Source organism: Luteimonas sp. A534 (genome assembly GCF_054072805.1).
Genome location: NZ_JBSVRR010000002.1, coordinates 296997 through 320719, shown reverse-complemented (window position 1 = coordinate 320719; position 23723 = coordinate 296997). Strand labels below are relative to the sequence as shown.

Below are 23723 nucleotides of genomic sequence, written 5' to 3'. Positions count from 1 at the left end.
CGGTCGACCCGTCAGAGCACGCCCAGGAACTGCTGGGCCACCGCCTTGATGCCCACGCCCGGAGGAAGTGCGCAACTCATCGCGGGATAGATGAAGTTGGCGCCCTCGTTGTCTTCCACCGACCAGACGACATCGATGTCGTCGTTGGCGGCCAGGATGACGGACTTCGGCATGTAGACGGGGTCGGCCAGGTTGCTCCGCCCGTCCACCAGCGTGCAATTGACGGTAGCAGGCGCGTCCGAGGTGTTGACCAGTATCGCGCCCACGAGGTAGCTGGACTCCGCGGCTCCGAACCGCCCTTCCAGGGCGCAGGTGATGAAGGTGACCGAGTCGCCTTCGTTCTGCACTGCGAGCGGACGCTTCCGGACCACGCCGTCGAACACGGGCAGGGCGCTCTGGCAGGCGCCGGTGGCCAATGTGATGCGATCGTCTCCCACGGTGCCGGCGATTGCGGTGGCGGGCAGTGCCAGGGCGATGGTCAGGGATATCAGGGCTTTGAACATGTCGTTACCTCGGATGGGGGGCGCGAAGCATTCCGCACACTGCGGGTCAACGCGCCAGGCGGGAGCAAGCGGACAGGGCGAGGGCGCCCAGCCAGCCGGTGGCCGTGTCGCCCTGGCGTGACCTGCTAAAGTCCACGACCCACGCACGCTCGACAGATCTGCCATGAATACCGTGAGTGAGCAGGCCAGCCCGGAGCGCACCACCGACGAAGCCATCGTCACGACCCTGCTTGAAAAGGGCCGCCTGAAGGACGCCGACCTCGGCCGCGCCCGGCGCCTGCAGGACGAAACCGGCGGCAGCCTGCTGTCCCTGCTGGGCCGCCTTGGCCTGGTGTCCGAACGCGATCACGCCGAAGCCTGCGCCGCGGTGCTCGACCTCCCGCTGGTCAGCGCCAAGGACCTGCCGGAGATGCCGCCGGAAGGCACGCCGCTGACCGCGCGCTTCATGACCCAGTTCCACGTGGTGCCGGTGGCCGAGGGAGACGGCCACGTCGACGTCCTGGCCGCGGATCCGCAGGACCCTTACGCGCTCGAAGCCGTGCGCCTGGCGACCGGCAAGGACGTGCGAGCCAGCGTGGCGCTGCGCTCGGAGATTGCCGGCCTGGTCGAGCGCTGGTACGGCCAGGGCCGCAGCGCGATGGGCGCCATCATCGAGACCGCGGAAGGTGACGGCGGCGACATGGACGACGTCGAGCACCTGCGCGACCTCGCCAGCGAAGCGCCGGTGATCCGGCTGGTGAACCTGGTCATCCAGCGCGCGGTCGAGCTGCGCGCGTCCGACATCCACGTCGAGCCCTTCGAGAACCGGTTGAAAGTCCGCTACCGCGTCGATGGCGTGCTGGAAGAAGGCGAAAGCCCGCCGACCAACCTCACCGCCGCCGTGATCAGCCGCATCAAGATCATGGCCAAGCTCAACATCGCCGAGCGCCGCCTGCCGCAGGACGGCCGCATCATGCTGCGCGTACAGGGCAAGGAGCTCGACCTGCGCGTGTCCACCGTGCCCACCGCGCACGGCGAGAGCGTGGTCATGCGCCTGCTCGACCGCGAGACCGTGGTGTTCGACTTCCACCGCCTGGGCTTCACCGACGAATTCCTGCCGCGCTTCCACCAGGTGCTGCAGCAGCCGCACGGCATCCTGCTGGTCACCGGCCCCACCGGCTCGGGCAAGACCACGACGCTGTACACCGCGCTGTCCAAGCTCAACCAGCCGACGGTGAAGATCATCACCGTCGAGGACCCGGTCGAGTACCAGATCGAGGGCATCAACCAGATCCAGGCCAAGCCGCAGATCGGCCTGGACTTCGCCAATGCCCTGCGCAGCATCGTGCGCCAGGACCCGGACATCATCATGATCGGCGAGATGCGCGACCTCGAGACCGCGCGCATCGCGATCCAGTCCGCACTCACCGGCCATCTGGTGCTGTCCACGCTGCACACCAACAACGCCGCCGGCGGCATCACCCGCATGCTCGACATGGGGGTGGAGGACTACCTGCTGACCTCCACCATCAACGGCATCCTCGCCCAGCGCCTGGTGCGCAAGCTGGAACCGACCCACGCCGAGCGCTATCCGGCATCGCCGGAAGAGATCGCGAAGTTCGACCTGCGGCGCTTCCAGCCCGAAGGCGATCTCTTCCTGTACCGCCCGCGCGGCTCGGCGATCGCGCCCACCGGCTACCTCGGCCGCACCACCATCGTCGAGTTCCTGGTGATGGACGACGCCCTGCGCCGCGCGGTCATGCGCCACGCCGGCATGGGCGAGATCGAACAGCTCGCACGCGACGCCGGCATGCAGACGATGTACGAGGACGGCATCCGAAAGGCACTCGCCGGGCAGACGACGATCGAGGAAGTGCTGCGCGTCACCGAGGACGCCTGAGCATGCCGGTGTACCGCTACAAGGCGCTCAACAGCCGCGGCGAGACGCTCGACGGCCAGATGGAAGCCACCAGCGACGCCGAAGTGGTGCTGCGCCTGCAGGAGCAGGGCCACCTGCCGGTGGAGGCGAAGCTGGCCAGCGAAGGCGACGGCGAAGGCGCGCTCAAGGCGCTGTTCAAGCCCAAGGCCTTTTCGGGCGAGCGCCTGGTGCAGTTCACCCAGCAGCTGGCGACGCTGCTCGGTGCCGGCCAGCCGCTGGACCGCGCGCTGACCATCCTGCTCGACCTGCCGGAAGACGACGCCGCGCGGCGCACGATCCACGACATCCGCGACCAGGTGCGCGGCGGCACGGCGCTGTCGACCGCGCTGGAGCGCCAGCACGGGACGTTCTCGCGCCTGTACATCAACATGATCCGCGCCGGCGAGGCCGGGGGCAGCCTGCAGGACACCCTGCAGCGCCTGGCCGACTACCTGGAACGCTCGCGCGCGCTGCGCGGCCGGGTGCTGAACGCGCTCATCTACCCGGTGATCCTGGTGGTGATGGTGGGCCTGGCGCTGCTGTTCCTGCTTGGCTACGTGGTGCCGCAGTTCGGCGTGATGTACGAGAGCCTGGACGCGGAGCTGCCCTTCTTCACCAAGGTGGTGCTCGGCCTGGGCGACTTCGTGCGTGACTGGTGGTTCGTGATGTTGGCGGTCCCCGCGCTGGCCGCGCTGTGGTTCGACCGCCGCCTGCGCAATCCGGCGTTCCGCGCCCGCTTCGACGAGTGGCTGCTCGAGCGCAGGTTCGTCGGCGGCCTGGTGGCCCGGATCGAAACGGCGCGGCTGATGCGCACCCTGGGCACGCTGCTGAAGAACGGCGTGCCCCTGATCGCGGCCCTGGGCATCGGCCGCAACGTGCTGGGGAACCGCGCGCTCGCCGCCGATGTCGAAGCAGCGGGCGAGGAGGTCAAGAACGGCGTCGCGCTGTCCACCGCGCTCGCGCGCGGCAAGCGTTTCCCGCGGCTGGCGCTGCAGATGGTCCAGGTCGGCGAGGAATCGGGCGCCCTGGACACGATGCTGCTCAAGACCGCCGACACCTTCGAGGCCGAGACCGGACAGGCGCTGGACCGCATGCTGGCCGCCCTGGTCCCCGTGATCACCCTGCTGCTGGCGGTGGTGGTCATGGTGGTGATCCTGGCGGTGCTGGTGCCGATCTACGACCTCACCAATGTCATAGGCTAGGGGCCTGCCCGCGCGCCGGGCGTCCCATTCCCATCCAGAACAGGCAGGACTCCATGCACAAGCGTTCCCTTACCCGTTCCCCGCGTCCGTCCGGCCAGGGCGGCTTCAGCCTCATCGAGATCATCGTCGTGGTGGTGCTCATGGGCGGCATCGTGGCCTTTGCGGCCTCGCGCATCATCGGCGGCGGCGACCGCGCCAAGGTGCGGCTGGCCGAAGCCCAGGTGCAGACCCTGGCGGAGAAGGTCAGCCAGTTCGAGATGGACACCGGCACGCTGCCCAATGCGCTGTCGGAGCTGGTGAACTCACCCGGCGGCGTCGGCGGGTGGCTGGGCCCGTATGCCCGGTCGGCCGATCTCAACGATCCCTGGAACACGCCCTTCGAATACCGCATGCCGGGCGACAGCGGTCCCTACGACATCGTCAGCTACGGCGCCGACCGCAAGCCAGGCGGCGAAAGCGTCAACGCGGACATCCGCTACGAGTAAGAGATGCCCTGGATGAACGCCGGGCGCGGCGCGGTGGGCCGTTCCCGCGGCTTCTCACTGCTGGAAGTGTTGCTGGTGATGGTGCTGATCGCCGCCACCGGCGTGCTGGCCGCCGGCGTGGTGGGCGGCGGCTTCGCACGGATGGAGCTGCGCAGCCATGTGAGCGACATCGCGACGCAGCTGCGTTTCACGCGCGCCCGCGCGCTCGCCACCGGCGTGCCGCAGACCTTCAGCATCGACCCCGCCGGGCGCGTGTGGCAGGGCGCCGACGACAGCAGCGGCGAGGTGCCGGATTCGCTGCGCATCCACTTCACCGGCGCGCGCGAAGTGCAGCCGGCGCAGGGCGTGGGCGCGATCGTGTTCTTTGGCGATGGCGCCTCCACCGGTGGCCGGGTGCAGCTCAGCCGCGGCGAGGCGGCCTTCGACATCGATGTCGCCTGGCTGACCGGCAGCGTGAGCGTGCACCGGGCGGAGCCTGTGCGATGAGGCCGGCCGGGACCCCCTTGGCGCGCGGGCGCCAGCACGGTTACACCTTGATCGAGGTGCTGGTGGCGTTTGCCGTGCTGGCGCTCGCCCTGACCTTCCTGCTGGGCACGCTGTCGGGTGCGACGCGCCAGGTGCGCTGGTCGTCGGACGCCGGGCGCGCGGCGCTGCACGCGCAATCGCTCCTGGCCGACGTCGGCGTGGGCGAGGCGCTGCAGCCCGGGCGCGAGGAGGGCGAACTCGAGGACGGCCGCTACCGCTGGCAGCTCGAGGTCGCGCCGTACACGGATCCGCTCCTGCCCGGCAATGCCCCGCAGGATCCGTTCGCGGCCCAGCTCCTGCAGCTGCGCCTGGAACTGGCCTGGGGTGAAGGCACGCGCGCGCAGCGCCTGGTGCTGGACTCCCTGCGCCTGGTGCAGCCCGAGCCGGGGGCCGAGCCGTGAGCCGCGCCGTAAACCGCGCCCGCGCCGCCGGCTTCACCCTGATCGAAGTGTTGCTGGCCACCGCGCTGCTGGCCAGCGGCCTCGCCCTGGGCTTCGCCACCCTGCGCGCGGCCACCGCCACCGCCGAGCGTGGCGAGGCGATGGCGGCGCGCACCGAGCGCATGCGTGCGGTGGAAGGCTTCCTGCGGCGGCGGCTGGCCGCGGCGCAGGCCATTTCCTTCGCCCAGAACGAGGACACCGGCGGCGCATTGCGGTTCATCGGCGAGCCTGACCGCATCCGCTTCGTGGCGGACCTGCCGAGCTATCTCGGCCGCGGCGGCCCGCACCTGCACGACATCGCCGTGTATGGCCAGGGCAGCGAGACCGCCCTTGCGGTGTCGTTCTCGATGGTGCTGTCGGGCGAGACCATCGAGGAAGACCAGCCGCGCGCGCCGGAACCGCTGGTCGAAGGCCTGACCGGCCTGCGCATCCAGTACCGCGGACTCGACGAAGAGTCCGGGCTGAGCGATTGGCTGGACGAGTGGGACGCCTACGACACGCTGCCGCTGCAGGTGTCGATCGAGATCGAAAGCGACGACGGCGCCACCTGGCCACCGCTGATCGTGGCGTTGCCGCAGGCGGGCATCACGCCGCAGCTCGGCAGTGGGCGTTCGCGCCTTGGCCCGGCCGCGCGGCCGGGCGTCCGCCCGGGACAGCGTCCGGGGCAGCGCGGCGACGGCGGTCGCGGCCGCGGCCGCCTGACCGACCCCGAGGCACGGCGGCGATGAGGGCGCAGCGGGGCGCGGCCCTGATCCTGGTGATGTGGATGGTCGCGCTGCTGACCGCGCTGATCGGCGCCTATGCGGCCAGCGCACGCATCGAGTACATGCAGGGGCGTGGCCTGCACGGCGCGGTGGTGGCCGAGTCGGCCGCGCGTGCCGGGCTGGAGTACGCGCTGGTGCGGGTGCAGGCGCACGAGCCCGAATTCGCCTGGCTGCCCGACGGTCGTCCTTATCGCTGGACGTTCGGCGCCGCCGAGGTCGAGATCCGGATCGTCGACGAGTCGGGCAAGATCGACATCAACACCGCCGACGCAGCGCTGCTGTCGTCGCTGTTCCGGGTGCTCGGCGCCGAGGGCGATCGCGCGGACGCCATCGCGGGCGCGATCGTGGACTGGCGCGATGCCGATGATCTCACCCAGGCGTCGGGCGGCGCCGAGACTCCGCAGTACCGCCAGGCCGGCATGCCCTACGGCGCCAAGAACGCGCCGTTCGAAACGGTGGCCGAACTCGAGCAGGTGCTGGGCATGGATCGCGCGCTGTTCGAGTCGGTGGCCGGGTATTTGACCGTTTTCAGCGGCCTGCCGCAGCCCGACCAGCGTTTCGCCGGTGGCCCGGTGCTGCAGGCGCTGGGCGTTGACCCGCAGATGGCCCTGCTGCAGCGCGAAGGCGGACCGGGACTGTCGCAGGATGTCGTGGGCGGCGGCACCGGCACGTATAGTATCGACAGCCGCGCGCGGCTCGCTGATGGCCGCCAGGCCGTGCTGCGTGCGGTGGTTCGCGCGGGTGGAGGCGGGTTGCCCGGTTCGGCATACCTGCCACTGCAATGGGAAGAAGGAGCCACACCGCGCTGATGGCCGTCGTAGAAGACACCGCTGGAGCAACGCCGCGTCGCCAGGCCCTTGGTCGCCTGGGCGGTTCGCTGCGTCCGCGCATGTCCGCCTCCTGGCGCTGGTGGATGCAGGCGCTTGCGACCTGGCTGCCCCTGCGCCTGCGCGAACTGTTCGGCCTTGCCCGCGAACGCCTGCTGCTGCAGGTGGACGGCGACCGATTGCGCCTGGCCATCGACGGCAGCGGCGGCACGCGTGCGCTGGGCGACCTTCCGCTGCCGCCGGCCGACGGCGTGGGCGATCCCCTGGCCGCCTTGCTGGCGCAGCGCGTTGCCCGGCTTCCGCGCTGGCTGTTGCTGCCGGCGGGCACGGCCCTGCGCCGCACCATGCCGCTGCCGGCCGCCGCGGGTGATCGCCTGCACGAAGTGCTGGGCTTCGAAATCGAACGCCAGACACCGTTTCCCGCCGCCGACGTCGAATACGACGCGCGCCTGCTCGGCCACCGCGCCGACGGTCAGATCAACGCCGAACTGGTGGTCGTGCCGCGCCACGCGCTCGAAGCGCAACTGGCTGCGCTCGGGCCGCTGGCCACCACGCTGACCGGGGTCGACGTCGCGGCCGGCGAGGGCGAAGGCCTGGGCGTCAATCTGCTTCCCGGGGCGCGCCGCCATCGTCGCGTCGATCCCTGGATGAGCTGGAACCTGGCGCTCGGCCTGGTGGCGGTGGTCGCCATCGCCGCGGGGCTGTGGCAGGTCCTGGACAACCGCCGCGCCGCCGCCGACGCCTTCGAGGCCGAGGTCGGACAGGCCGCCACCCGTGCCCGCGGCGCGTCGACGCAGCGCCAGGCGCTGGTCGACCTGGTGGAGGGCATGGCCTTCCTGGAATCCGCGCGCGCCGCGCGGCCGACCACGGTCGAGGTGATGGACGAACTGTCGAGGCGCCTGCCCGATACGACCTATCTCGAAAAGCTTTCGATCGAGGACACGCGGATCCTGCTGATCGGCCTGAGCAACGAGGCGCCCTCGCTGGTGCAGCGCCTGGAAGGGTCGCCACTGTGGCGTTCGCCGGCGCTTGCCGGCGCCCTGCAACCCGATCCGCGCAGCGGCCGCGACCGTTTCACCCTGACCGCCGAACTGGTGGTCGCGTCGGCCCCCGCCACCCAGGACCGGGAGGCCGCCCGTGCGCGAAATCCCTGACCGCGACCGCTGGCTGGCGCTGGCGATCCTTGCCGGCGTGCTCGCCGTCGCCTACCTGGTGCTGGTGCATCCCTGGTGGACGGCGCCGATGCTCGAGGTCGGCGAGCGCATCGACGGCCTGCAGGAGCGTGACCTGCGCGTGCGCATGGAACTCGCCCAGGCGCCGCACGTGGAAGCGCGGCTGGCCGAGGTGCAGGACGTGGCCGCGCGCGTGCCGGGCTTCATGGAGGAGCGCAGCACCGAGCTCGCCACTGCCGCACTCATCGCGCGCCTGGAAACGGCCGTGCTCGAGGCCAGCCCGGGCAATCGCAGCTGCGCCATCCGCAACCGTTCGCCGATGACCGAGCCGCGCCAGGGGCGCTTCCCGCGCGCGGTGGTGCAGGTGCGCCTGCACTGCGGCAATCCGGAGCTGGCCGCGGTGCTGCACTCGCTGGAGAGCGGCTCGCCGCGCCTGTTCGTCGACAACCTCAACGTGCTCGCGCCGCGCCAGGTCTTCGGCCGGGGTGGCGTTGGCGCCCAGGGTGCCGGCCTGGACATCACCTTCGATCTGTACGGCTACCTGCGGGCGGTCCCGGCGGCACCGGCGACAGGAGGCGGCAATGCGCGCTGAGGCACCGGGCGCACGCACCTGGCTGCTCGGCGCCGTCGCGCTGTGGGCGCTGGCGACCTGGATGCTGGGCCTGTTCGGGCTCGGCGGCCGCATCGACCGCCTGCCGCCGGATCCGGCGCTGGTGCAGGCGCTGCCCGCCGTCCCGCAGCCCGTCGACGCCCGACTGGGTCCGCTGGCGCAGTACTCCGAGTTCGGCGACCGGCCGCTGTTCACCACCGACCGCCGTCCGCAGCCCTTCGTGATCAATCCCGAGGACGAGTCGGCGCCGGCCGAGTTCGAGTACGTGCTCACCAGCGTGCTGCGGACGCCGGGGCTCGAGGTCGCGATCGTGCAGCCCACCGGCGGCGGCGAGTCCGTGCGCCTCAAGGTCGGCGAGGCCGCCGAAGCGGCTCCCGGCTGGCACCTGGTGTCGCTGACGCCGCGCAGCGCCGTGTTCGACGGCCCGGCGGGACAGCGCACGCTGGAGCTGCGCGTGTTCGACGGCGTCGGCGGCGAAGCCCCCACGGTCATGGCGGTGTCCACGCCGCGGCAGGCCGGGCGTGGACAGCCCCCCCAGGGCCAGGGCGCGCCGCCGGACCAGGCTGCGCCCGAACCCGCCCGCACGGGCACCGGCGAGCGCCCCGTGGTGGTGACCACGTCCAGTTCGCCCGCGCCCACCGAGGTCGAAGTTCCCGCGCCGGGGCAGCCCGCACCGGACGCGGACGCACCCGTCGCCACGCCGGACGAGCAGGTCGATGCCATCCGCCAGCGCATCGAAGCGCGGCGGGCACGGCTGCGCGAGCAGGCCCAGCAAGGCCAGTAGCCGGCCCATGGATTCCCTAGAATGCCCAAGATGATCCCGACCACGACCCTCAAGACGGCGTTCGCCGCACTCCTCGCCACCCTGCTGGTCGCCTGCGCCTCGGTGCCGTCGCCCGAAGTGCGGCGCGATGCGCGCATGCCCGCGCCGGTGATCCAGGTCGACGGCGTCCCGCGCGCCGCGCAGGTCGCCGACGGCATCGTCGCGGAGCCGCTTGCCGAGGGCCCGCGCGCGCAGCTGCACCGTGGCGACGGCCGGGTGATCAACGAATCGCTGGCGGCCTCGCCGCCGCCCAACCTCGCCGGCACCACGGGCGAGGCCACGTTCAACTTCGAAGGCGAATCGCTGCACGCCGTGGTCAAGGTGATCCTGGGCGACATGCTCGGCCAGAACTACGTGATCGCACCGGGCGTGCAGGGCACCGTCACCCTGGCCACGCCGAAGACGGTCAGCCCGGCGCAGGCCCTGGGCCTGCTGGAGATGGTGCTGGGCTGGAACAACGCCCGCATGGTCTATGCCGACGGCCGCTACAACATCCTGCCCGCCGATGGCGCCGTCGCCAGCGGTGCGGTGCCCGCGCGCACCGGTACCGCCGCCGGCGCGCGCGGTTTCGAGACCCGCGTGGTGCCGCTGAAGTACATCTCGGCGGTGGAGATGGAGAAGGTGCTGCTGCCGTACGCGCGCCCCAACGCCATCGTCAACGTCGATGCCGGGCGCAACGTCATCACCGTGGCTGGCAGCCGGCAGGAGCTGCAGAACTACCTGCGCACGATCGAGATCTTCGACGTCGACTGGCTGTCGGGCATGTCGGTGGGCGTGTTCCCGCTGGTGGCGGGACGCGCGCCGGACGTGGTCGCGAGCCTGGAGACGGTGTTCGGCGAAGCCAGCAACTCGCCGGTGGCGGGCATGTTCCGCTTCATGCCGCTGGAGGGCGCGAACGCGGTCCTGGTGATCACCCCGCAGCCTGCCTACCTCGACCAGATCGAACAGTGGATCTCGCGCATCGACGGCGCCGGCGGCGGCGTGCAGCTGTTCTCCTACGAGCTGAAGTTCGTCACCGCCAAGGATCTCGCCGAGCGTCTGTCCGAGGTGTATGGCAGCCGCGGTGGCGGTGGCTCGGACGGCGGACGGCGCGGCGGTGCTTCGCTGATGCCAGGCCTGGAGCCCACCGAAATCAGCGACGGCGGCATGGATGGATCCAGCAGCGCGGGCATCGGCCGCGGGGCATCCTCCGGCGGGCTCGGCAGCGGCGGATCGCTGTCGCTGGGCGAGCGCCAGGGCGGCAATACCGCGGTCACGCTCGAGGTCGATGGCAACCAGGTCGGCATTTCGGCGGTCGACGAAACCAACACCCTGCTGGTGCGTTCCACCGGCCAGGCCTGGCGCTCGATCCGCGAGGTCATCGACCGCCTGGACGTGATGCCGTTGCAGGTGCACATCGAAGCTCAGGTGGTGCAGGTCACGCTGAGCGGCGACCTGGCGTATGGCGTGAGCTGGTTCCTCGAGAAGGGCATGACCGACAACGGCTTCCCGGTGTTTCCGGCGCCTGGCGCGGGCGGCCCGAGCCGCTGGAGCACGCTGGGCGGCAGCATCGGCGGCATCGGCGGTCCGGGCGCGGTCTGGAGCCTGGTGAAGAACGACGCCGCGGCGATCATCAACGCGCTCGACCAGGTCAGCGACGTGCAGATGCTGCAGACGCCGTCGGTGCTGGTGCGCAACAACTACGAGGCCACGCTCAACGTCGGCGACCGCATTCCGATCTCGTCGGTCACGGTGAACTCGGGCTTCGGCGGGGACAGCTCCTACAGCCAGGTGCAGTACCTTGACACCGGCACCATCCTGAAAGTGCGCCCGCGCGTGACCCGCGACGGCACGGTGTTCCTCGACATCGTGCAGGAAGTCAGCAGCCCGCAGGGCGAGCCGGACGACAACGGCAACGTGCGCATCAACACCAACCGACTGAAGACGAACGCAGTGGTGCAGAGCGGCGACACCGTGTTCCTCGCCGGCCTGATCGCCGACGCGACCAGCCGCGGTTCCAAGGGCCTGCCGGGCCTGAGCCGGATTCCGGTCATCGGCGGACTGTTCGGCCAGCAGACGTCGAACACCACGCGCAGCGAAATCGTGGTGCTGATCACCCCGACCCTGGTCCGCAACCAGCAGGACGCACGCGACCTCACCGACGAGTACGGCCGCCGCTTCCGCGCGCTGGAGCCGCTGCACGGGACCACCGACTGAGCATGGCCGGCAGGGAGGGCGCGGGCGTGCCCGAACTCCCGATCCTGCTGCTGCCGGTTGCGGTCGACGACGACGCGCTCGACGCCTGCCTGGCGGCGCTGGACGCCGGCACCCCGGCGGGCACGCGGATCTGGTTGGCCGACGACGCCCAGGCGGGTCCGCGCGCGCTGGCGATCATCGAACGCTGGCTTGCCAGCACACCGCTGCGCGCCGAGTACACGCGCAGGCAGCGGAGGCTGGGCGAGGTCGCCCATCTGGATGAAGCCCTGTCCGCCTGCGGCGACGCCGACGTGATCGTGCTCGCGCCCGACGCCGTGCCCGCGCCGGGCTGGGCGCGGCAGCTCGCGGCCTGCGCCGCGCGCGACGGCGCCATCGCCACCGCCACGCCCTGGAGCAACGCCGGCGAGACCGCGGCCTGGCCGGACTGCGGCGAGGTCTCGGCCCAGCCCGACAATGGCGTCCTCGCGCGCCTCGGACGCGCAGCCGAAGGCATGCCGCCGGTGCACCCTGAGCTTCCCGCCGCGATCGACCATGCCGTGTACATCCGTGGCCGCGCGCGCGCCAAGGCCGGCGGACTGGACGTGGCCAGCTACGTGTCCTGGTATGCGGCGCTGATCGACCTGTCCTTGCGAATGGCCGGATTGGGCTGGCGCAATGTGCTGTGCGAGACCGCCTTCGTGGCCCGCGGCGGCGAGGGCGGTCCCGCCGACGGCGACCTGGACGCGCTGGCGGCACGGTGGCCGGGCTGGCAACCGCGGCTCGCGGAATTCCTGATGCACGATCCTGTCAGGGACCGGCGCCAGGAACTGACGCGCCGCCTCGCCGACGTCGACCCGCCTTCGCAGCACGAGCTGTTCGCGCCGTGAACGCCGCGCCTGTCGCCGTGGTGGTGGTCACGCACGAAAGCGGGTCGAGCATCGACGCCTGCCTGTCGCGCCTGCGCGCGGCGGCCGGCGTCGCCGAAATCCGCGTCGTCGACAATGCCTCCGGCGACGGCACTCTTGCCGTCGTCCAGCGCCATGCGCTGGCCGACGCGCGCCTGCGCTTCATCGCCAACCCCGACAACCCGGGCTTCGCCACCGCCTGCAATCAGGGCGCGGCCGATAGCGCTGCGCCGTGGCTGGCCTTCGTCAATCCCGACTGCATGGTGGACGCGGATACCTTCGAACGCCTGCTGGGCCATGCGCAGGCCGTTGGCGGCGAACTGCTGCTCGGCGCCGACCTGGTGGACGAGGGTGGCGTGCGCGACGGCGCCGCGAGGCGCAACGATCCCGATTTCGCGGCCATGCTGCGCGGGCCGCTGCGTGCCGGACGCGGGCGTCCGCTGGACGTGGCGCTGGACAGTGATGCTGCGCTGCAGCCGGTGGATGCGGTGTCGGGCGCGCTGATGCTGCTGCCGCGCGCCCTGTTCGCGCGCATTGGCGGCTTCGATACCGGCTACCGCCTGCACGCCGAGGACCTCGACCTCTGCCGCCGCGTGCGCTTGGCCGGCGCGACGGTGGCGGTCGCCAACGACGTGCGCGTGCTGCACCTGCGCGGCGTGTCATCGCGCGCGCGCCCGTTCTTCGTGGAATGGCACAAGCACCGCGGCCTGTGGCGCTACTTCCGCCGCTTCGAAGCGCCTTCGCGCGGCCCGCTGGTACGTGCAGGCGTCTGGATCGCGGTGTGGGCGCACTGGCTTTCACGCCTGCCGCGCATACTGCGGGAGTCCGCACGCAACGGCGCGCCATGATCCATTCGCTGCTCGACACCGACCTCTACAAGTTCACGATGATGCAGGCGGTGCTGCACCGCTATCCCGCGGCGCACGCCAGCTACCGCTTCCGCTGCCGCACGCCCGGCGTGGACCTGGCGCGTCATATCGATGTGATCTCCGACGCCATCGACGCGCTGTGCGCGCTGCGGCTCACGGACGCCGAACTCGACTACCTGCGCGGCCTGCGCTTCATCAAGCCGGATTTCGTCGACTTCCTCGGCCTGTTCCGCCTGGACCGGAAGTACGTGCGCCTGGAGCGCTCGGACGACGAGCAGGGCGGCATCTCGCTGACCCTGTCGGGCCCCTGGCTGCATACGATCCTGTTCGAGGTGCCGCTGCTGGCGATCATCAGCGAAGCCTGGTCGGTGGGCGAGCACGGACCCGCCGACGAGGCCGAAGGCCTGCGGCGGCTGCGCGCCAAGATCGACCGCATCGACGCCGGCGTGGGCTACGAGGACTGCCGGATCACCGATTTCGGCACCCGGCGCCGCTACTCGCAGGCCTGGCAGGACAGGCTCGTGCCCGAGCTGGCGAACGGACTGGGCGCGCGCTTCGCGGGCACCAGCAACGTCGACCTCGCCCGTCGCCACGGCATGGTGCCGCAGGGCACGATGGCGCACGAATGGCTGCAGGCGCACCAGGCGCTGGGCCCGCGCCTGCGCGACTCGCAAAAGGCCGCGTTCGAGGCCTGGGCGCAGGAATACCGCGGCGACCTGGGCATCGCGCTCACCGACGTGATCGGCATGGACGCCTTCCTGCGCGACTTCGACCTGTACTTCTGCAAGCTGTTCGACGGCGTGCGCCACGACTCCGGCGACCCCATGCAGTGGGGTGAGCGCATGCTCGCGCACCTCGAAGCGCTGCGCATCGATGCGCACACCAAGACCCTGGTCTTCAGCGACGGACTCGACATCGAAGAAGTGATGCGCCTGCATGCGCATTTCCGCGGCCGCTGCCGGATGTCGTTCGGCATCGGCACCAATCTCACCAACGATGTCGGGCCGAAGCCGCTGCAGATCGTGCTGAAGATGGTGTCCTGCAACGGCCAGCCCGTGGCCAAGCTCAGCGACTCGCCGGGCAAGACCATGGTCGATGACGAAGGCTACCTGCGCTACCTGCGGCAGGTGTTCGAGGTGCCTGAACCGGGCGGTTGAGGCGACCGCTCAGGGCGCGACGACGACTTCGGCCGCCTGCGCCATGCTGCCGTCCTCGGGCGTGACCACCAGCTTGCCATTGCCGATGGACGTCACGTGCGCCGGACCGACCAGGCGCGTGCCCAGCGAGAACTCCGCCACTTGCTGCCATGCGCCGTCGACCTGGCGCAGCACGTAGCCGTTGCGATCGTAGTAGTTGGCCATGCCTTCGCAGCCTTCCATGGTGTAGAGCAGCAGCGCCTCTTCCCCGGGCGCGCCATCGAGGTCGAGCATGAACAGGCGCTCGCCTTCCGGATAGGCGCCGCAGCCGCGCTCTTCGCCTGTGGCATCGACGATGCGCCGGGCGGCGTCGCGCAGCTCCGGCGTGGCCGGGCGCGCGTCGGCGCGGACCCGCAGCAGTGCATCGCCGCTGAAATCGAAGTACTGCGTGTCTTCGGCGTCGCTGCCGGCAGTCGTTGCGACCTCGTCCGTCGCCGGTTCGGCGGGTGCGATCGCATCGCCGGTGCCGGCGATGTAATCCGTTCCCGTGCCGGGCGGCGCAACGTCCTGCGCCTCCGATGCATCCGGCGCGGTGGAAGGCGTGCACGCGGCAAGGAGTGCGGCAAGGACGGCCAGGGTCATGGACTTCATCACGGTGTTCCGGAGGCGGGTCGAAAGCCCTGTGCCGGAACCATACCTGCCGGGCGTGATGCGCGTGGCAAGCCTATGTCGTGACGCATTTGAACAGCGAAGCGTAGAAGCCGCTATTGGTGAGCGAGGTGCGCACCACGTCGCCGTCCTTTTTCACATCGACGAACTTCTCGATCTCGCCGCCACCCACGTAGTTCACGGTTTCCGGCGAGTAGTAATGCACGGTCCCCCGCGAATGCTGACCCGTCCCGCGATAGGCGTCGTGCGTCCGCGCGTATGTGAAATCCACGACGGCATAGAGATAGTAGCGTCCGGGCTTGAGGTCGGTGAACTGGAAACGGCCCTTGTCGTTGGCGAACGTGGCGATGCTGGTCTTGAGCAGCTCCTCGGACTGCAACACCGCCTCGCCGCGGCGCGCCTTCTTCCGCAGGCGGACCAGCTCTTCCAGGTACGGCGTGACCGGGAGCAGGAGGATCGGGACGTTCGATGCGCGCGTGCCGGTCCGGGTCCCGGTCCAGCAGGCAGTTCCCTGGATCGTGGAGTTGCCCGGTTCCAGCGCGTGGAGCGCCGCGGCCTTGTCAAAGCGGATGCCAGGCTCGATCACGCGCTCCTGCCGCGCGTCGGCGACGCCGGGCGATACCCTGACCTGCGCATGCGCGACGCCCACGCAGGCAGCGCACGCAGAGATGGTGGCGATTGCGAAGAGTATCCCTGCGTTCATCGGTCATCCTTGGGCTGGCAGACGCGCAGGATGCTTGTCGCCGACTGGGGTGTCAGTCGGTCCGAGGCGCGTTTGGCAGTCGGGTACTTCCGACAGCGCGTTTATCGCCAGCGATTGATATCTTCGCGCAGGGTCCTGGCGGCCGTCGCTGCAGCGCTGGCGAAATCATCCCCTTCTGCATAGAGGATGGCCCGCGAGGAACTCACGAGGACCCCATTGCCGCCGGCATCCCTGGCATGCCGCATCACGGCTTCGAGGTCGCCGCCCTGCGCACCGATGCCCGGCACCAGCAGCGGCATGTCACCCACGATCGCGCGTACCTCGCGCAGCTGCTCGGGCCACGTCGCACCGACCACCAGCGCCACGTTGCCGTTCCCGTTCCACTCCGCCGCGGCCTTCGCGGCCACGTGCTGGTACAGCGGCCGCCCATCGACCACGAGATCCTGCAGATCGCCCGCGCCCGGATTGGAGGTGCGGCAGAGCACGACCACGCCACGATCGGCGCGCGCGAGGTAGGGCTGCAGCGAGTCACCGCCCAGATAGGGATTCACGGTCACAGCATCGGCGCCGTAGCGGTCGAACGCCTCCGCCGCGTAGCGCTGCGCGGTCGAACCGATGTCGCCACGCTTGGCATCGAGGATCACCGGCACACCGGGATGCGTCGAATGGATATGCGCGATCAGCCGCTCCAGCGCGCCCTCCGCGCCCAGCGCTGCGAAGTGCGCGATCTGCGGCTTGAACGCACACGCGAACTCCGCCGTGGCATCGACGATGTCGCGGCAGAAGCCGAACACCGCGTCCGGATCACCCGCGAACTGTGCCGGAAACTTCGCCGGCTCCGGATCCAGCCCGACACAGACCAGCGACCCGGACGTGGCCCAGCGCTGGCGAAGCTGCTGCATGAAATGCATCGAAGAGCTCCTTTTGCCACGGATTTGCGCGGATGAACGCGGATAGAGCGAAAGCTTTTTTGCCACGGATTTGCGCGGATTGGCGCGGATAAGAACAGGAGCAACTCAGGCATTTCGGCACTGCCTGCGATCTTGCGCCCGGAAGCGCTCTTCGCCCCGGCCTGATCCGCGTGATCCGCGTAGATCCGTGGCAAAAACCGCTCTTTACTTCAAGGCCTTGAAGCGCAAACGCTTCGGACCCGCGTCGTCGCCCATGCGACGGCGCTTGTCTTCTTCGTATTCCCGATAGTTGCCCTGGAAGAACTCCACGTGCGAATCGCCCTCGAACGCCAGGATGTGGGTCGCGATGCGGTCCAGGAACCAGCGGTCATGGCTGATCACGAAGGTGTTGCCCGGGAACTCGAGCAGCGCGTCTTCAAGCGCGCGCAGGGTTTCGATGTCGAGGTCGTTGGACGGTTCGTCGAGCAGCAGCACGTTGCCGCCCTGCAGCAGGGTCTTGGCCATGTGCAGGCGTCCGCGCTCACCGCCCGACAGCGTGCCCACCAGCTTCTGCTGGTCCTGGCCCTTGAAGTTGAAGCGGCCGATATAGGCGCGCGACTGGATCTCGATGCCGTTGATGTTGAGGATGTCCAGGCCGCCAGCGACTTCCTGGAACACGTTGTGGTTGCCGGTCAGCGCGTCGCGGCTCTGGTCGACGTAGGCGAGCTTCACCGTCGGACCGATGTCGATCGAGCCCGAGTCCGGCTGCTCCTGCCCGGTGATCATCTTGAACAGCGTCGACTTGCCGGCGCCGTTGGGGCCGATGATGCCGACGATCGCGCCGGCCGGCACCATGAAGCTCAGGTCGTCGATCAGCAGGCGGTCGCCGAACTTCTTCGAGACGTTCTTGAACTCGATCACCTTCGCGCCCAGGCGCTCGCCCGGCGGGATGAAGATCTCGTTGGTCTCGTTGCGCTTCTGGTAATCGACGGCCTGCAGCTCATCGATGCGGGCCAGGCGCGCCTTGCCCTTGGAGCGGCCGCCCTTGGCGTTCTGCCGCGCCCATTCGAGCTCCTTCTGGATCGCCTTCTGGCGCGCCTTCTCCTGCGAATCCTCGCGCTTGAGACGATCGTCCTTCTGCATCAGCCAGTCGGTGTAGTTGCCCTTCCACGGAATGCCCCGGCCGCGGTCGAGTTCGAGGATCCACTCGGCGGCGTTGTCGAGGAAGTAGCGGTCATGCGTGACCGCCACCACGGTGCCGGTGTAGCGCGCGAGGAACTGCTCCAGCCACTCGACCGACTCGGCGTCGAGGTGGTTGGTGGGTTCGTCGAGCAGCAGCATGTCGGGCTTCTGCAGCAGCAGGCGGCACAGCGCCACGCGGCGCTTCTCGCCGCCCGACAGCTTGCCGATCACGGCGTCCCACGGCGGCAGGCGCAGCGCGTCGGCGGCCACTTCCAGCTGGTTTTCCAGCGTGTGCGCGTCGCCGGCGGCGAGGATCGCCTCCAGGCGCTCCTGCTCCTTGGCCAAGGCGTCGAAGTCCGCGCCTTCTTCGGCATAGGCGTTGTAGACCTCGTCCAGGCGCTTCTGCGCCTGCAGTACTTCGCCCACGCCTTCCTCGACGGCCTCGCGCACGGTGTGCTCCGGATCCAGCTCCGGTTCCTGCGCCAGGTAGCCGACCTTGATGCCGGCCTGCGGGCGCGCTTCGCCGCTGAAGTCGGTGTCGACGCCCGCCATGATCCGCAGCACCGTCGACTTGCCGGAGCCGTTCAGGCCGAGCAGGCCGATCTTGGCGCCCGGGAAGAACGACAGCGAGATGTCCTTGATGATCTGGCGCTTGGGCGGAACGGTCTTGCTGACGCCGTTCATGGTGTAGATGTATTGCGACATGGGGGCTCCGGTGCGACATCCGCCGCCACCCGGGCGGTGCACGGGCGGGAACGGGTGGATGGGGATGCGCCAATTATAGGGCCCGCGGCCGCCTGCCCAGTAGGGCTGTTGTTCAGGCGCGGCGAACGATAGTCGGCTTCGAGCCCACCGCCGGAGATGACCCGATGCAGCCCTTCAGGACCCTTGGACTTGCCGCCCTCGCGCTGGCGCTGGGCGTTGCCTTCGCGGCCCCGGCCGAAGCGCGGGACCACAACCGCCGCGGCCATGACCGCAGCCACTCCAGCCAGGACTGGCGCCGCGGCCACGACCGGCGGGCAGACCATCGCCGTGATCACCGCCGCGGCGACCGCAAGCATGACCGTCGCCAGGACCGCCGGTACGACCGCCGCGACACCCGCGTGGTCTACGTTCCCCGCCCGGTGGTCGTCCACCACCCGAGCGCCTACCGCGGCCCGCCGCCCTGGGCCCGCGGCCGCCACTACGGCTATGGCGGCTACGCGCCGACCTACGTGGTGAACGACTACCGCCCCTACGGCCTGCACCATCCGCCGCGCGGCCACCACTGGCGCCGCAGCGACGCCGGCGACTTCCTGCTGGTGGCCATCGCCACCGGGATCATCGCCGACGTGATCCTGGGTCGCTGAGACCCCACATCCGGCGGCCCCCCCCCCGGCCCGCCGGCGCTCCGGGAATGGGGCTTCGGATGGGCCTGAGCGTTCCGCCAGGCGGGCATCGAGCGGTCTGGGCCGGGCTACAATGCCGGTCTTCCCGGCCCCTGGAGCGAACATGTTCCCGCGCGACGCACGTATCGAAGGTTACGACCCTGAACTGGCCGCGGCGATCGCCGCAGAGAACCAGCGCCAGGAGGATCACGTCGAGCTGATCGCCAGCGAGAACTACGCCAGCCCCCGCGTCATGGAGGCCCAGGGCACCCAGCTGACCAACAAGTACGCCGAGGGCTATCCCGGCAAGCGCTATTACGGCGGCTGCGAGTTCGTCGACGTCGCCGAACAGCTGGCCATCGACCGCGTGAAGCAGCTCTTCGGAGCCGACTATGCGAACGTCCAGCCGCATTCCGGCTCGCAGGCCAACCAGGCCGTGTACCTGGCCCTGCTGCAGCCGGGCGACACCATCCTCGGCATGTCGCTGGCCCACGGCGGCCACCTGACCCACGGCGCCAAGGTCAACGTCAGCGGCAAGCTGTTCAAGGCCGTGCAGTACGGCGTGAACGACGAAGGCCTGATCGATTACGACGAAGTCGAGCGCCTGGCGGTGGAGCACAAGCCGAAGATGGTCGTGGCCGGTTTCTCCGCCTATTCCCAGGAGATCGACTGGTCGCGCTTCCGCGCCATTGCCGACAAGGTCGGCGCGTACCTGTTCGTCGACATGGCCCACGTCGCCGGCCTGGTGGCCGCGGGCGTGTACCCGAACCCGGTGCCGCACGCGCACATCGTGACCTCCACCACCCACAAGACCCTGCGCGGTCCCCGCGGTGGCATCATCGTCGCCAGCCGCAAGGCGATGGGCGAGGGCGCCGACGACATCGTCAAGAAGCTGCAGTCGATCGTGTTCCCCGGCATCCAGGGCGGCCCGCTGATGCACGTGATCGCGGCCAAGGCCGTGGCCTTCAAGGAAGCGCTGGAGCCCGAGTTCAAGGCCTACCAGCAGCAGGTGGTCAAGAACGCGCAGGCGATGGCGAAGGTGATCATCGACCGCGGCTACAAGGTCGTGTCCGGTGGCACCCAGAACCACCTGATCCTGGTCGACATGATCGGCAAGGGCGTGACCGGCAAGGCCGCCGAAGAGGCGCTGGGCCGCGCGCACATCACCGTCAACAAGAACGCCGTGCCCAACGATCCGCAGAAGCCCTTCATCACGTCGGGCCTGCGCATCGGCACCCCGGCGGTGACCACGCGCGGATACAGCGAAGCCGACTGCATCGCGCTCGCTGGCTGGATGTGCGACGTGCTCGACGCTCCGGACGACGAGGCCGTCATCGCCCGCGTGCGCGAGCAGGTGACGAAGCAGTGCAGGGACTTGCCCGTCTACGGCTGATCCCGTCCTTTCCAGGAGTCGCGTCGCCGCCCCATGCACTGCCCATTCTGCCAGCACGTGGACACCCGGGTCATCGATTCGCGCGTCAGCGACGATGGCGCGACCATCCGCCGCCGGCGCGAGTGCGAAGCCTGCGGCGAGCGCTTCTCCACGATGGAGACCATCGAGCTCAAGCTGCCGGCGATCATCAAGTCCGATGGCCGCCGCGAGCACTTCGACGCCCGCAAGCTGCGGCAGAGCTTCGACCGCGCGCTGCACAAGCGGCTGGCGTCGGAGGAGCAGATCGAGGCCGCGGTGCGCGCGGTGATCCACCAGCTGCGCATGACCACCGAGCGCGAATTGCCTTCGCGCCGGGTGGGTGAGTTCGTGATGGCCGAGCTGCGCAAGCTCGACCACGTCGCCTACGTGCGCTTCGCCTCGGTGTACCGCGCGTTCCAGGACGTGGCCGACTTCCGCGAGGAGCTCGACCGCCTGGAGCGCGACTTGCCGGGCGAAGGCCAGCTGCCCCTGCTTGGCGGGGGTGAGGTCGTTCCCTTCGATTCGCGCTCCGGCAAGGGCCGGAAGCGCTGAGCCCGGTGTACGCCGGCGAACCCGGGCGCTATCCGCGGCCGAAGGCAGGCGAGGCGCTGCGCCGCGCCCTGGTGCTGTCCAGCGTGGCCGCGCGTGCGGGGCTGGAGGCGCGCGCCGACGCGGCCGAGGCGCGCGACATGCACCCGCGCATCCTCGACTGGCTGCATGCCACCGGGCTGGAGCAGTCGCTGGAGCCTGATGAAACAACGCTGCTTGCGACCCCGCTGGGCGAGCTCGACGCTGACGTCGCGCTCGATGCCGGCTGGCGCGCCGAGGGTGCCTACGTGCTGGCCTGGGCGCTGGGGCGCCACGCGCCGCTGCCGCACGATCGCCTGGTCGACCCCGACGACATCGCCTGGCCGCTGGGGTTCCTCGACCTCCGCGCGCTGGAGCGTGAAAGCGAAGCCGAGCTGCGCGGCGAGCGCGAGATCGACACCTTCCTTGCCCGCCAGCTGGCGGTGCACTGGCGCCTGCGCGAGTACGCGCAGCGGCCGGGCCCGATGAATTTCGCCGCGGTGGTCGCCAACGGCGGCTGGGCGCGGCTGGACATCGACCAGGGCGCCCTGGTCGACGATGACCTCGCCATCGACGGCAGCCGCATCGACCGCGTCGACGACGCCCGCCTCGAGCGCTGCACCAGCATCACCGGCGAGCGCCACCGCGCGGCGAGCTGGCTTGCCGGCGCCGATCCCGTCTACTCCAACGTGGAAAACATCACCTGATGCAGGGCTATTCCGAAACCGACCACGTGATGATGGCGCGCGCGCTGCGCCTGGCCGAGCGTGGCGCTTGGACCACGCGTCCCAACCCGATGGTCGGCTGCGTGCTCGTGCGCGACGGCGAGGTGGTGGGCGAAGGCTGGCACCGGCGCCCCGGCGGGCCGCACGCCGAGGTGCTGGCGATCGAAGCCGCCGGCGACAACGCGCGCGGCGCCACCGCCTACGTGACCCTCGAGCCCTGCGCCCATACCGGCCGCACCGGCCCCTGCGCGGATGCGCTGATCGCGGCCGGCGTCTCGCGCGTGGTCGCGGCGATGCGCGACCCGTTCCCGCAGGTCGACGGCAGCGGCTTCGACCGCCTGCGCGCGGCCGGGATCGAGGTCGCGCACGGCCTGATGGATGCCCAGGCCCAAGCTCTGAATCGCGGCTACGTCTCGCGCCTGGTGCGCGGGCGGCCGTGGCTGCGCGTGAAGCTGGCGATGAGCCTCGACGGGCACACCGCGCTGGAGAGCGGGGAGTCGAAGTGGATCAGCGGCGAAGCCTCGCGTCGCGACGTCATGCGCTGGCGCGCCCGCAGCGGCGCCCTGCTGACCGGCTCCGGCACGATCATGGCCGACGACCCGCAGCTGACCGTGCGCCTGGAGGATGACGCCGAGTTCGCGCCGCCGCTGCGCGTGGTGCTCGACCCCGGCCTGGCCACCATTGCCCGTGGTCGCGTGCGCGAGGGCGATGCGCCGACCCTGTACGTGCACGCCGCCAACGCCAAGCCGCCGCGCGAATTCGGCTGCGAGCGCGTGGCCGTGCCGGCCGTCGGCAACGCGCTGGACCTCGCCGCCGTGCTGCGCCTGCTGGCCGAGCGCGGCATCAACGAGGTCCAGCTGGAGGCGGGTGCCACGCTTGCCGGTGCGTTCATGCGCGCGGGCCTGGTGGACGAAGTGCTGCTGTACATGGCGCCGGTACTGCTGGGCGCGCAGGCGCGGCCGCTGTTCGCCGGACTGCAGATCCAGGACATGACTCAGCGCATGCGGATGCGCGTGGAAGAGACCGTCAGCGTCGGTGACGACCTGCGCCTGCGCCTGGTCCCGCTGCCCCCGGTGGTCGATGCCCAAGCCGGCGCGGCGGGGTAGGGCGCCATGTTCACCGGAATCATCGAGGCCGTCGGCCGCATGGCGGGACGAGAAGCGCGCGGCGGCGACGCCCGCCTGCGCATCGCAGTGGGCGGGCTGCCCTTCGACGACGCACGGCTGGGCGAGAGCATCGCGGTCAACGGCGTCTGCCTGACCGTGGTCGCCTTCGACGGCGGCCACTTCGAGGCCGATGCCTCCAACGAAACCCTCGCCCTGACCACGCTCGGCGCGCTGGCCAAAGGCGCGCCGCTGAACCTCGAGCGCGCGATGCACCCCACCGATCGCCTCGGTGGCCACATCGTCAGCGGCCATGTCGACGGCGTCGGCCGCGTGCTCGACGTGCGCGAGGATGCGCGCGCGCAGCGCTGGCGCTTCGCCATGCCACAGGCCCTGGCGAAGTACGTCGCGCAGAAGGGGTCGATCTGCGTGGATGGCGTCAGCCTGACCGTCAATGCCGCCGAAGCCGAAGCCTTCGAGGTCGCACTGGTGCCGCATACGGTGTCCCACACCGCGTTCTCCGCGACGCGCGTGGGTGACCCGGTCAATCTCGAAGTCGACCTCATCGCGCGTTATCTCGAGCGCCTGCAAAGCGCGCCTTGAAACGCCAGGAGCCCCAACCACCGCTGTTCGTGGGAGCGGCTATAGCCGCGATCAAACCATCATGCAGAGCGATCGCGGCTATAGCCGCTCCCACAGGTGCCAGCAGCCGCTCCACAGGCGCCAGCCGCCGCTCCCACAGGCACCAGTTCGCCGCCGGCCCCAGGCCCGCA

General features: G+C 70.2%; 24 protein-coding genes and 1 pseudogene. 20 read left to right on the top strand and 5 right to left on the bottom strand.

Features of this window, described 5'->3' with window-relative positions; translation table 11 throughout:
• Positions 1 to 11: 11 nt before the first annotated feature.
• Entirely contained in the window at positions 12 to 503 is a 492-nt protein-coding gene (locus ACW5F0_RS06150; RefSeq protein ID WP_456964986.1) for a hypothetical protein, read from the bottom strand.
• A gap of 163 nt (positions 504 to 666) precedes the next feature.
• Between ACW5F0_RS06150 and gspE the strand changes: the two genes are divergently transcribed.
• The 14 genes and pseudogenes from gspE to pncB all read left to right on the top strand — a co-directional run bounded on the left by gspE (position 667) and on the right by pncB (position 14354).
• Entirely contained in the window at positions 667 to 2382 is a 1716-nt protein-coding gene (gene gspE, locus ACW5F0_RS06145) for a type II secretion system ATPase GspE (RefSeq protein WP_456964987.1), read from the top strand.
• 2 nt (positions 2383 to 2384) lie between these two features.
• Positions 2385 to 3602, top strand: a complete 1218-nt coding sequence (gene xpsF, locus ACW5F0_RS06140) for a type II secretion system protein XpsF (protein ID WP_456964988.1) — start codon at positions 2385 to 2387, stop codon at positions 3600 to 3602.
• Between the two features lie 53 nt (positions 3603 to 3655).
• Entirely contained in the window at positions 3656 to 4087 is a 432-nt protein-coding gene (gene gspG, locus ACW5F0_RS06135; protein WP_456964989.1) for a type II secretion system major pseudopilin GspG, read from the top strand.
• A gap of 3 nt (positions 4088 to 4090) precedes the next feature.
• Positions 4091 to 4573, top strand: a complete 483-nt coding sequence (gene xpsH, locus ACW5F0_RS06130; RefSeq protein ID WP_456964990.1) for a type II secretion system protein XpsH — start codon at positions 4091 to 4093, stop codon at positions 4571 to 4573.
• The gene (gene xpsI / locus ACW5F0_RS06125; RefSeq protein WP_456964991.1) at positions 4570 to 5013 is read left to right on the top strand and encodes a type II secretion system protein XpsI; all 444 of its coding nucleotides are present in this window, start codon (positions 4570 to 4572) and stop codon (positions 5011 to 5013) included. Before xpsH ends, xpsI begins: the two co-directional genes overlap by 4 nt.
• Positions 5010 to 5633, top strand: a pseudogene (locus ACW5F0_RS06120) (prepilin-type N-terminal cleavage/methylation domain-containing protein); the annotation flags it as partial. The gene xpsI and the pseudogene ACW5F0_RS06120, both read left to right, overlap by 4 nt.
• Positions 5634 to 5776: 143 nt before the next feature.
• Complete coding sequence (locus ACW5F0_RS06115; protein WP_456964992.1) at positions 5777 to 6625, top strand: general secretion pathway protein GspK; 849 nt, start codon at positions 5777 to 5779, stop codon at positions 6623 to 6625.
• Positions 6625 to 7797: a PilN domain-containing protein gene (locus tag ACW5F0_RS06110; RefSeq protein ID WP_456964993.1), complete on the top strand. Its 1173-nt coding sequence runs from the start codon at positions 6625 to 6627 to the stop codon at positions 7795 to 7797. The genes ACW5F0_RS06115 and ACW5F0_RS06110 overlap by 1 nt, the downstream gene beginning before the upstream one ends.
• Positions 7781 to 8407 (top strand): type II secretion system protein GspM, encoded by a 627-nt coding sequence (gspM, locus tag ACW5F0_RS06105; RefSeq protein WP_456964994.1) that lies wholly within the window; start codon positions 7781 to 7783, stop codon positions 8405 to 8407. Before ACW5F0_RS06110 ends, gspM begins: the two co-directional genes overlap by 17 nt.
• Complete coding sequence (locus ACW5F0_RS06100) at positions 8397 to 9209, top strand: type II secretion system protein XpsN (protein WP_456964995.1); 813 nt, start codon at positions 8397 to 8399, stop codon at positions 9207 to 9209. Before gspM ends, ACW5F0_RS06100 begins: the two co-directional genes overlap by 11 nt.
• Before the next feature lie 30 nt (positions 9210 to 9239).
• Positions 9240 to 11444 carry a type II secretion system secretin GspD gene (gspD, locus tag ACW5F0_RS06095; RefSeq protein ID WP_456965278.1) on the top strand — a complete coding sequence of 735 codons (2205 nt, stop codon included), beginning with the start codon at positions 9240 to 9242 and terminating at the stop codon, positions 11442 to 11444.
• 2 nt (positions 11445 to 11446) lie between these two features.
• Positions 11447 to 12310 (top strand): glycosyltransferase family 2 protein, encoded by an 864-nt coding sequence (locus tag ACW5F0_RS06090; RefSeq protein WP_456999291.1) that lies wholly within the window; start codon positions 11447 to 11449, stop codon positions 12308 to 12310.
• Positions 12307 to 13176 carry a glycosyltransferase family 2 protein gene (locus tag ACW5F0_RS06085; RefSeq protein WP_456964997.1) on the top strand — a complete coding sequence of 290 codons (870 nt, stop codon included), beginning with the start codon at positions 12307 to 12309 and terminating at the stop codon, positions 13174 to 13176. Before ACW5F0_RS06090 ends, ACW5F0_RS06085 begins: the two co-directional genes overlap by 4 nt.
• Entirely contained in the window at positions 13173 to 14354 is a 1182-nt protein-coding gene (pncB, locus tag ACW5F0_RS06080) for a nicotinate phosphoribosyltransferase (protein WP_456964998.1), read from the top strand. The genes ACW5F0_RS06085 and pncB overlap by 4 nt, the downstream gene beginning before the upstream one ends.
• Positions 14355 to 14363: 9 nt before the next feature.
• Here pncB and ACW5F0_RS06075 read toward each other — a convergent pair whose 3' ends face one another.
• From ACW5F0_RS06075 to ettA, 4 genes are all read right to left on the bottom strand, one after another.
• Positions 14364 to 14984 carry a hypothetical protein gene (locus ACW5F0_RS06075; protein WP_456964999.1) on the bottom strand — a complete coding sequence of 207 codons (621 nt, stop codon included), beginning with the start codon at positions 14982 to 14984 and terminating at the stop codon, positions 14364 to 14366.
• A 73-nt stretch (positions 14985 to 15057) separates the two neighbouring features.
• Positions 15058 to 15705 carry a hypothetical protein gene (locus ACW5F0_RS06070; protein ID WP_456999290.1) on the bottom strand — a complete coding sequence of 216 codons (648 nt, stop codon included), beginning with the start codon at positions 15703 to 15705 and terminating at the stop codon, positions 15058 to 15060.
• Between the two features lie 101 nt (positions 15706 to 15806).
• Complete coding sequence (gene pyrF, locus ACW5F0_RS06065; RefSeq protein WP_456965001.1) at positions 15807 to 16616, bottom strand: orotidine-5'-phosphate decarboxylase; 810 nt, start codon at positions 16614 to 16616, stop codon at positions 15807 to 15809.
• Between the two features lie 204 nt (positions 16617 to 16820).
• On the bottom strand, positions 16821 to 18482 hold the full coding sequence (ettA, locus tag ACW5F0_RS06060) for an energy-dependent translational throttle protein EttA (RefSeq protein ID WP_456965002.1): 1662 nt from the start codon (positions 18480 to 18482) through the stop codon (positions 16821 to 16823).
• Between the two features lie 164 nt (positions 18483 to 18646).
• On the opposite strand from ettA, the gene ACW5F0_RS06055 reads away from it, so the two are divergent.
• The 6 genes from ACW5F0_RS06055 (at position 18647) to ACW5F0_RS06030 (ending at position 23553) form a co-directional block, all read left to right on the top strand.
• Positions 18647 to 19126, top strand: a complete 480-nt coding sequence (locus tag ACW5F0_RS06055; RefSeq protein ID WP_456999289.1) for an RcnB family protein — start codon at positions 18647 to 18649, stop codon at positions 19124 to 19126.
• A gap of 142 nt (positions 19127 to 19268) precedes the next feature.
• Positions 19269 to 20537, top strand: a complete 1269-nt coding sequence (gene glyA, locus ACW5F0_RS06050; RefSeq protein WP_456965004.1) for a serine hydroxymethyltransferase — start codon at positions 19269 to 19271, stop codon at positions 20535 to 20537.
• Between the two features lie 33 nt (positions 20538 to 20570).
• Complete coding sequence (gene nrdR, locus ACW5F0_RS06045) at positions 20571 to 21107, top strand: transcriptional regulator NrdR (RefSeq protein WP_456965005.1); 537 nt, start codon at positions 20571 to 20573, stop codon at positions 21105 to 21107.
• Between the two features lie 5 nt (positions 21108 to 21112).
• Positions 21113 to 21829: a DUF4272 domain-containing protein gene (locus ACW5F0_RS06040; protein ID WP_456999288.1), complete on the top strand. Its 717-nt coding sequence runs from the start codon at positions 21113 to 21115 to the stop codon at positions 21827 to 21829.
• Complete coding sequence (gene ribD / locus ACW5F0_RS06035; protein WP_456965007.1) at positions 21829 to 22953, top strand: bifunctional diaminohydroxyphosphoribosylaminopyrimidine deaminase/5-amino-6-(5-phosphoribosylamino)uracil reductase RibD; 1125 nt, start codon at positions 21829 to 21831, stop codon at positions 22951 to 22953. The genes ACW5F0_RS06040 and ribD overlap by 1 nt, the downstream gene beginning before the upstream one ends.
• Positions 22954 to 22959: 6 nt before the next feature.
• Entirely contained in the window at positions 22960 to 23553 is a 594-nt protein-coding gene (locus ACW5F0_RS06030) for a riboflavin synthase (protein ID WP_456999286.1), read from the top strand.
• Positions 23554 to 23723: the final 170 nt, after the last annotated feature.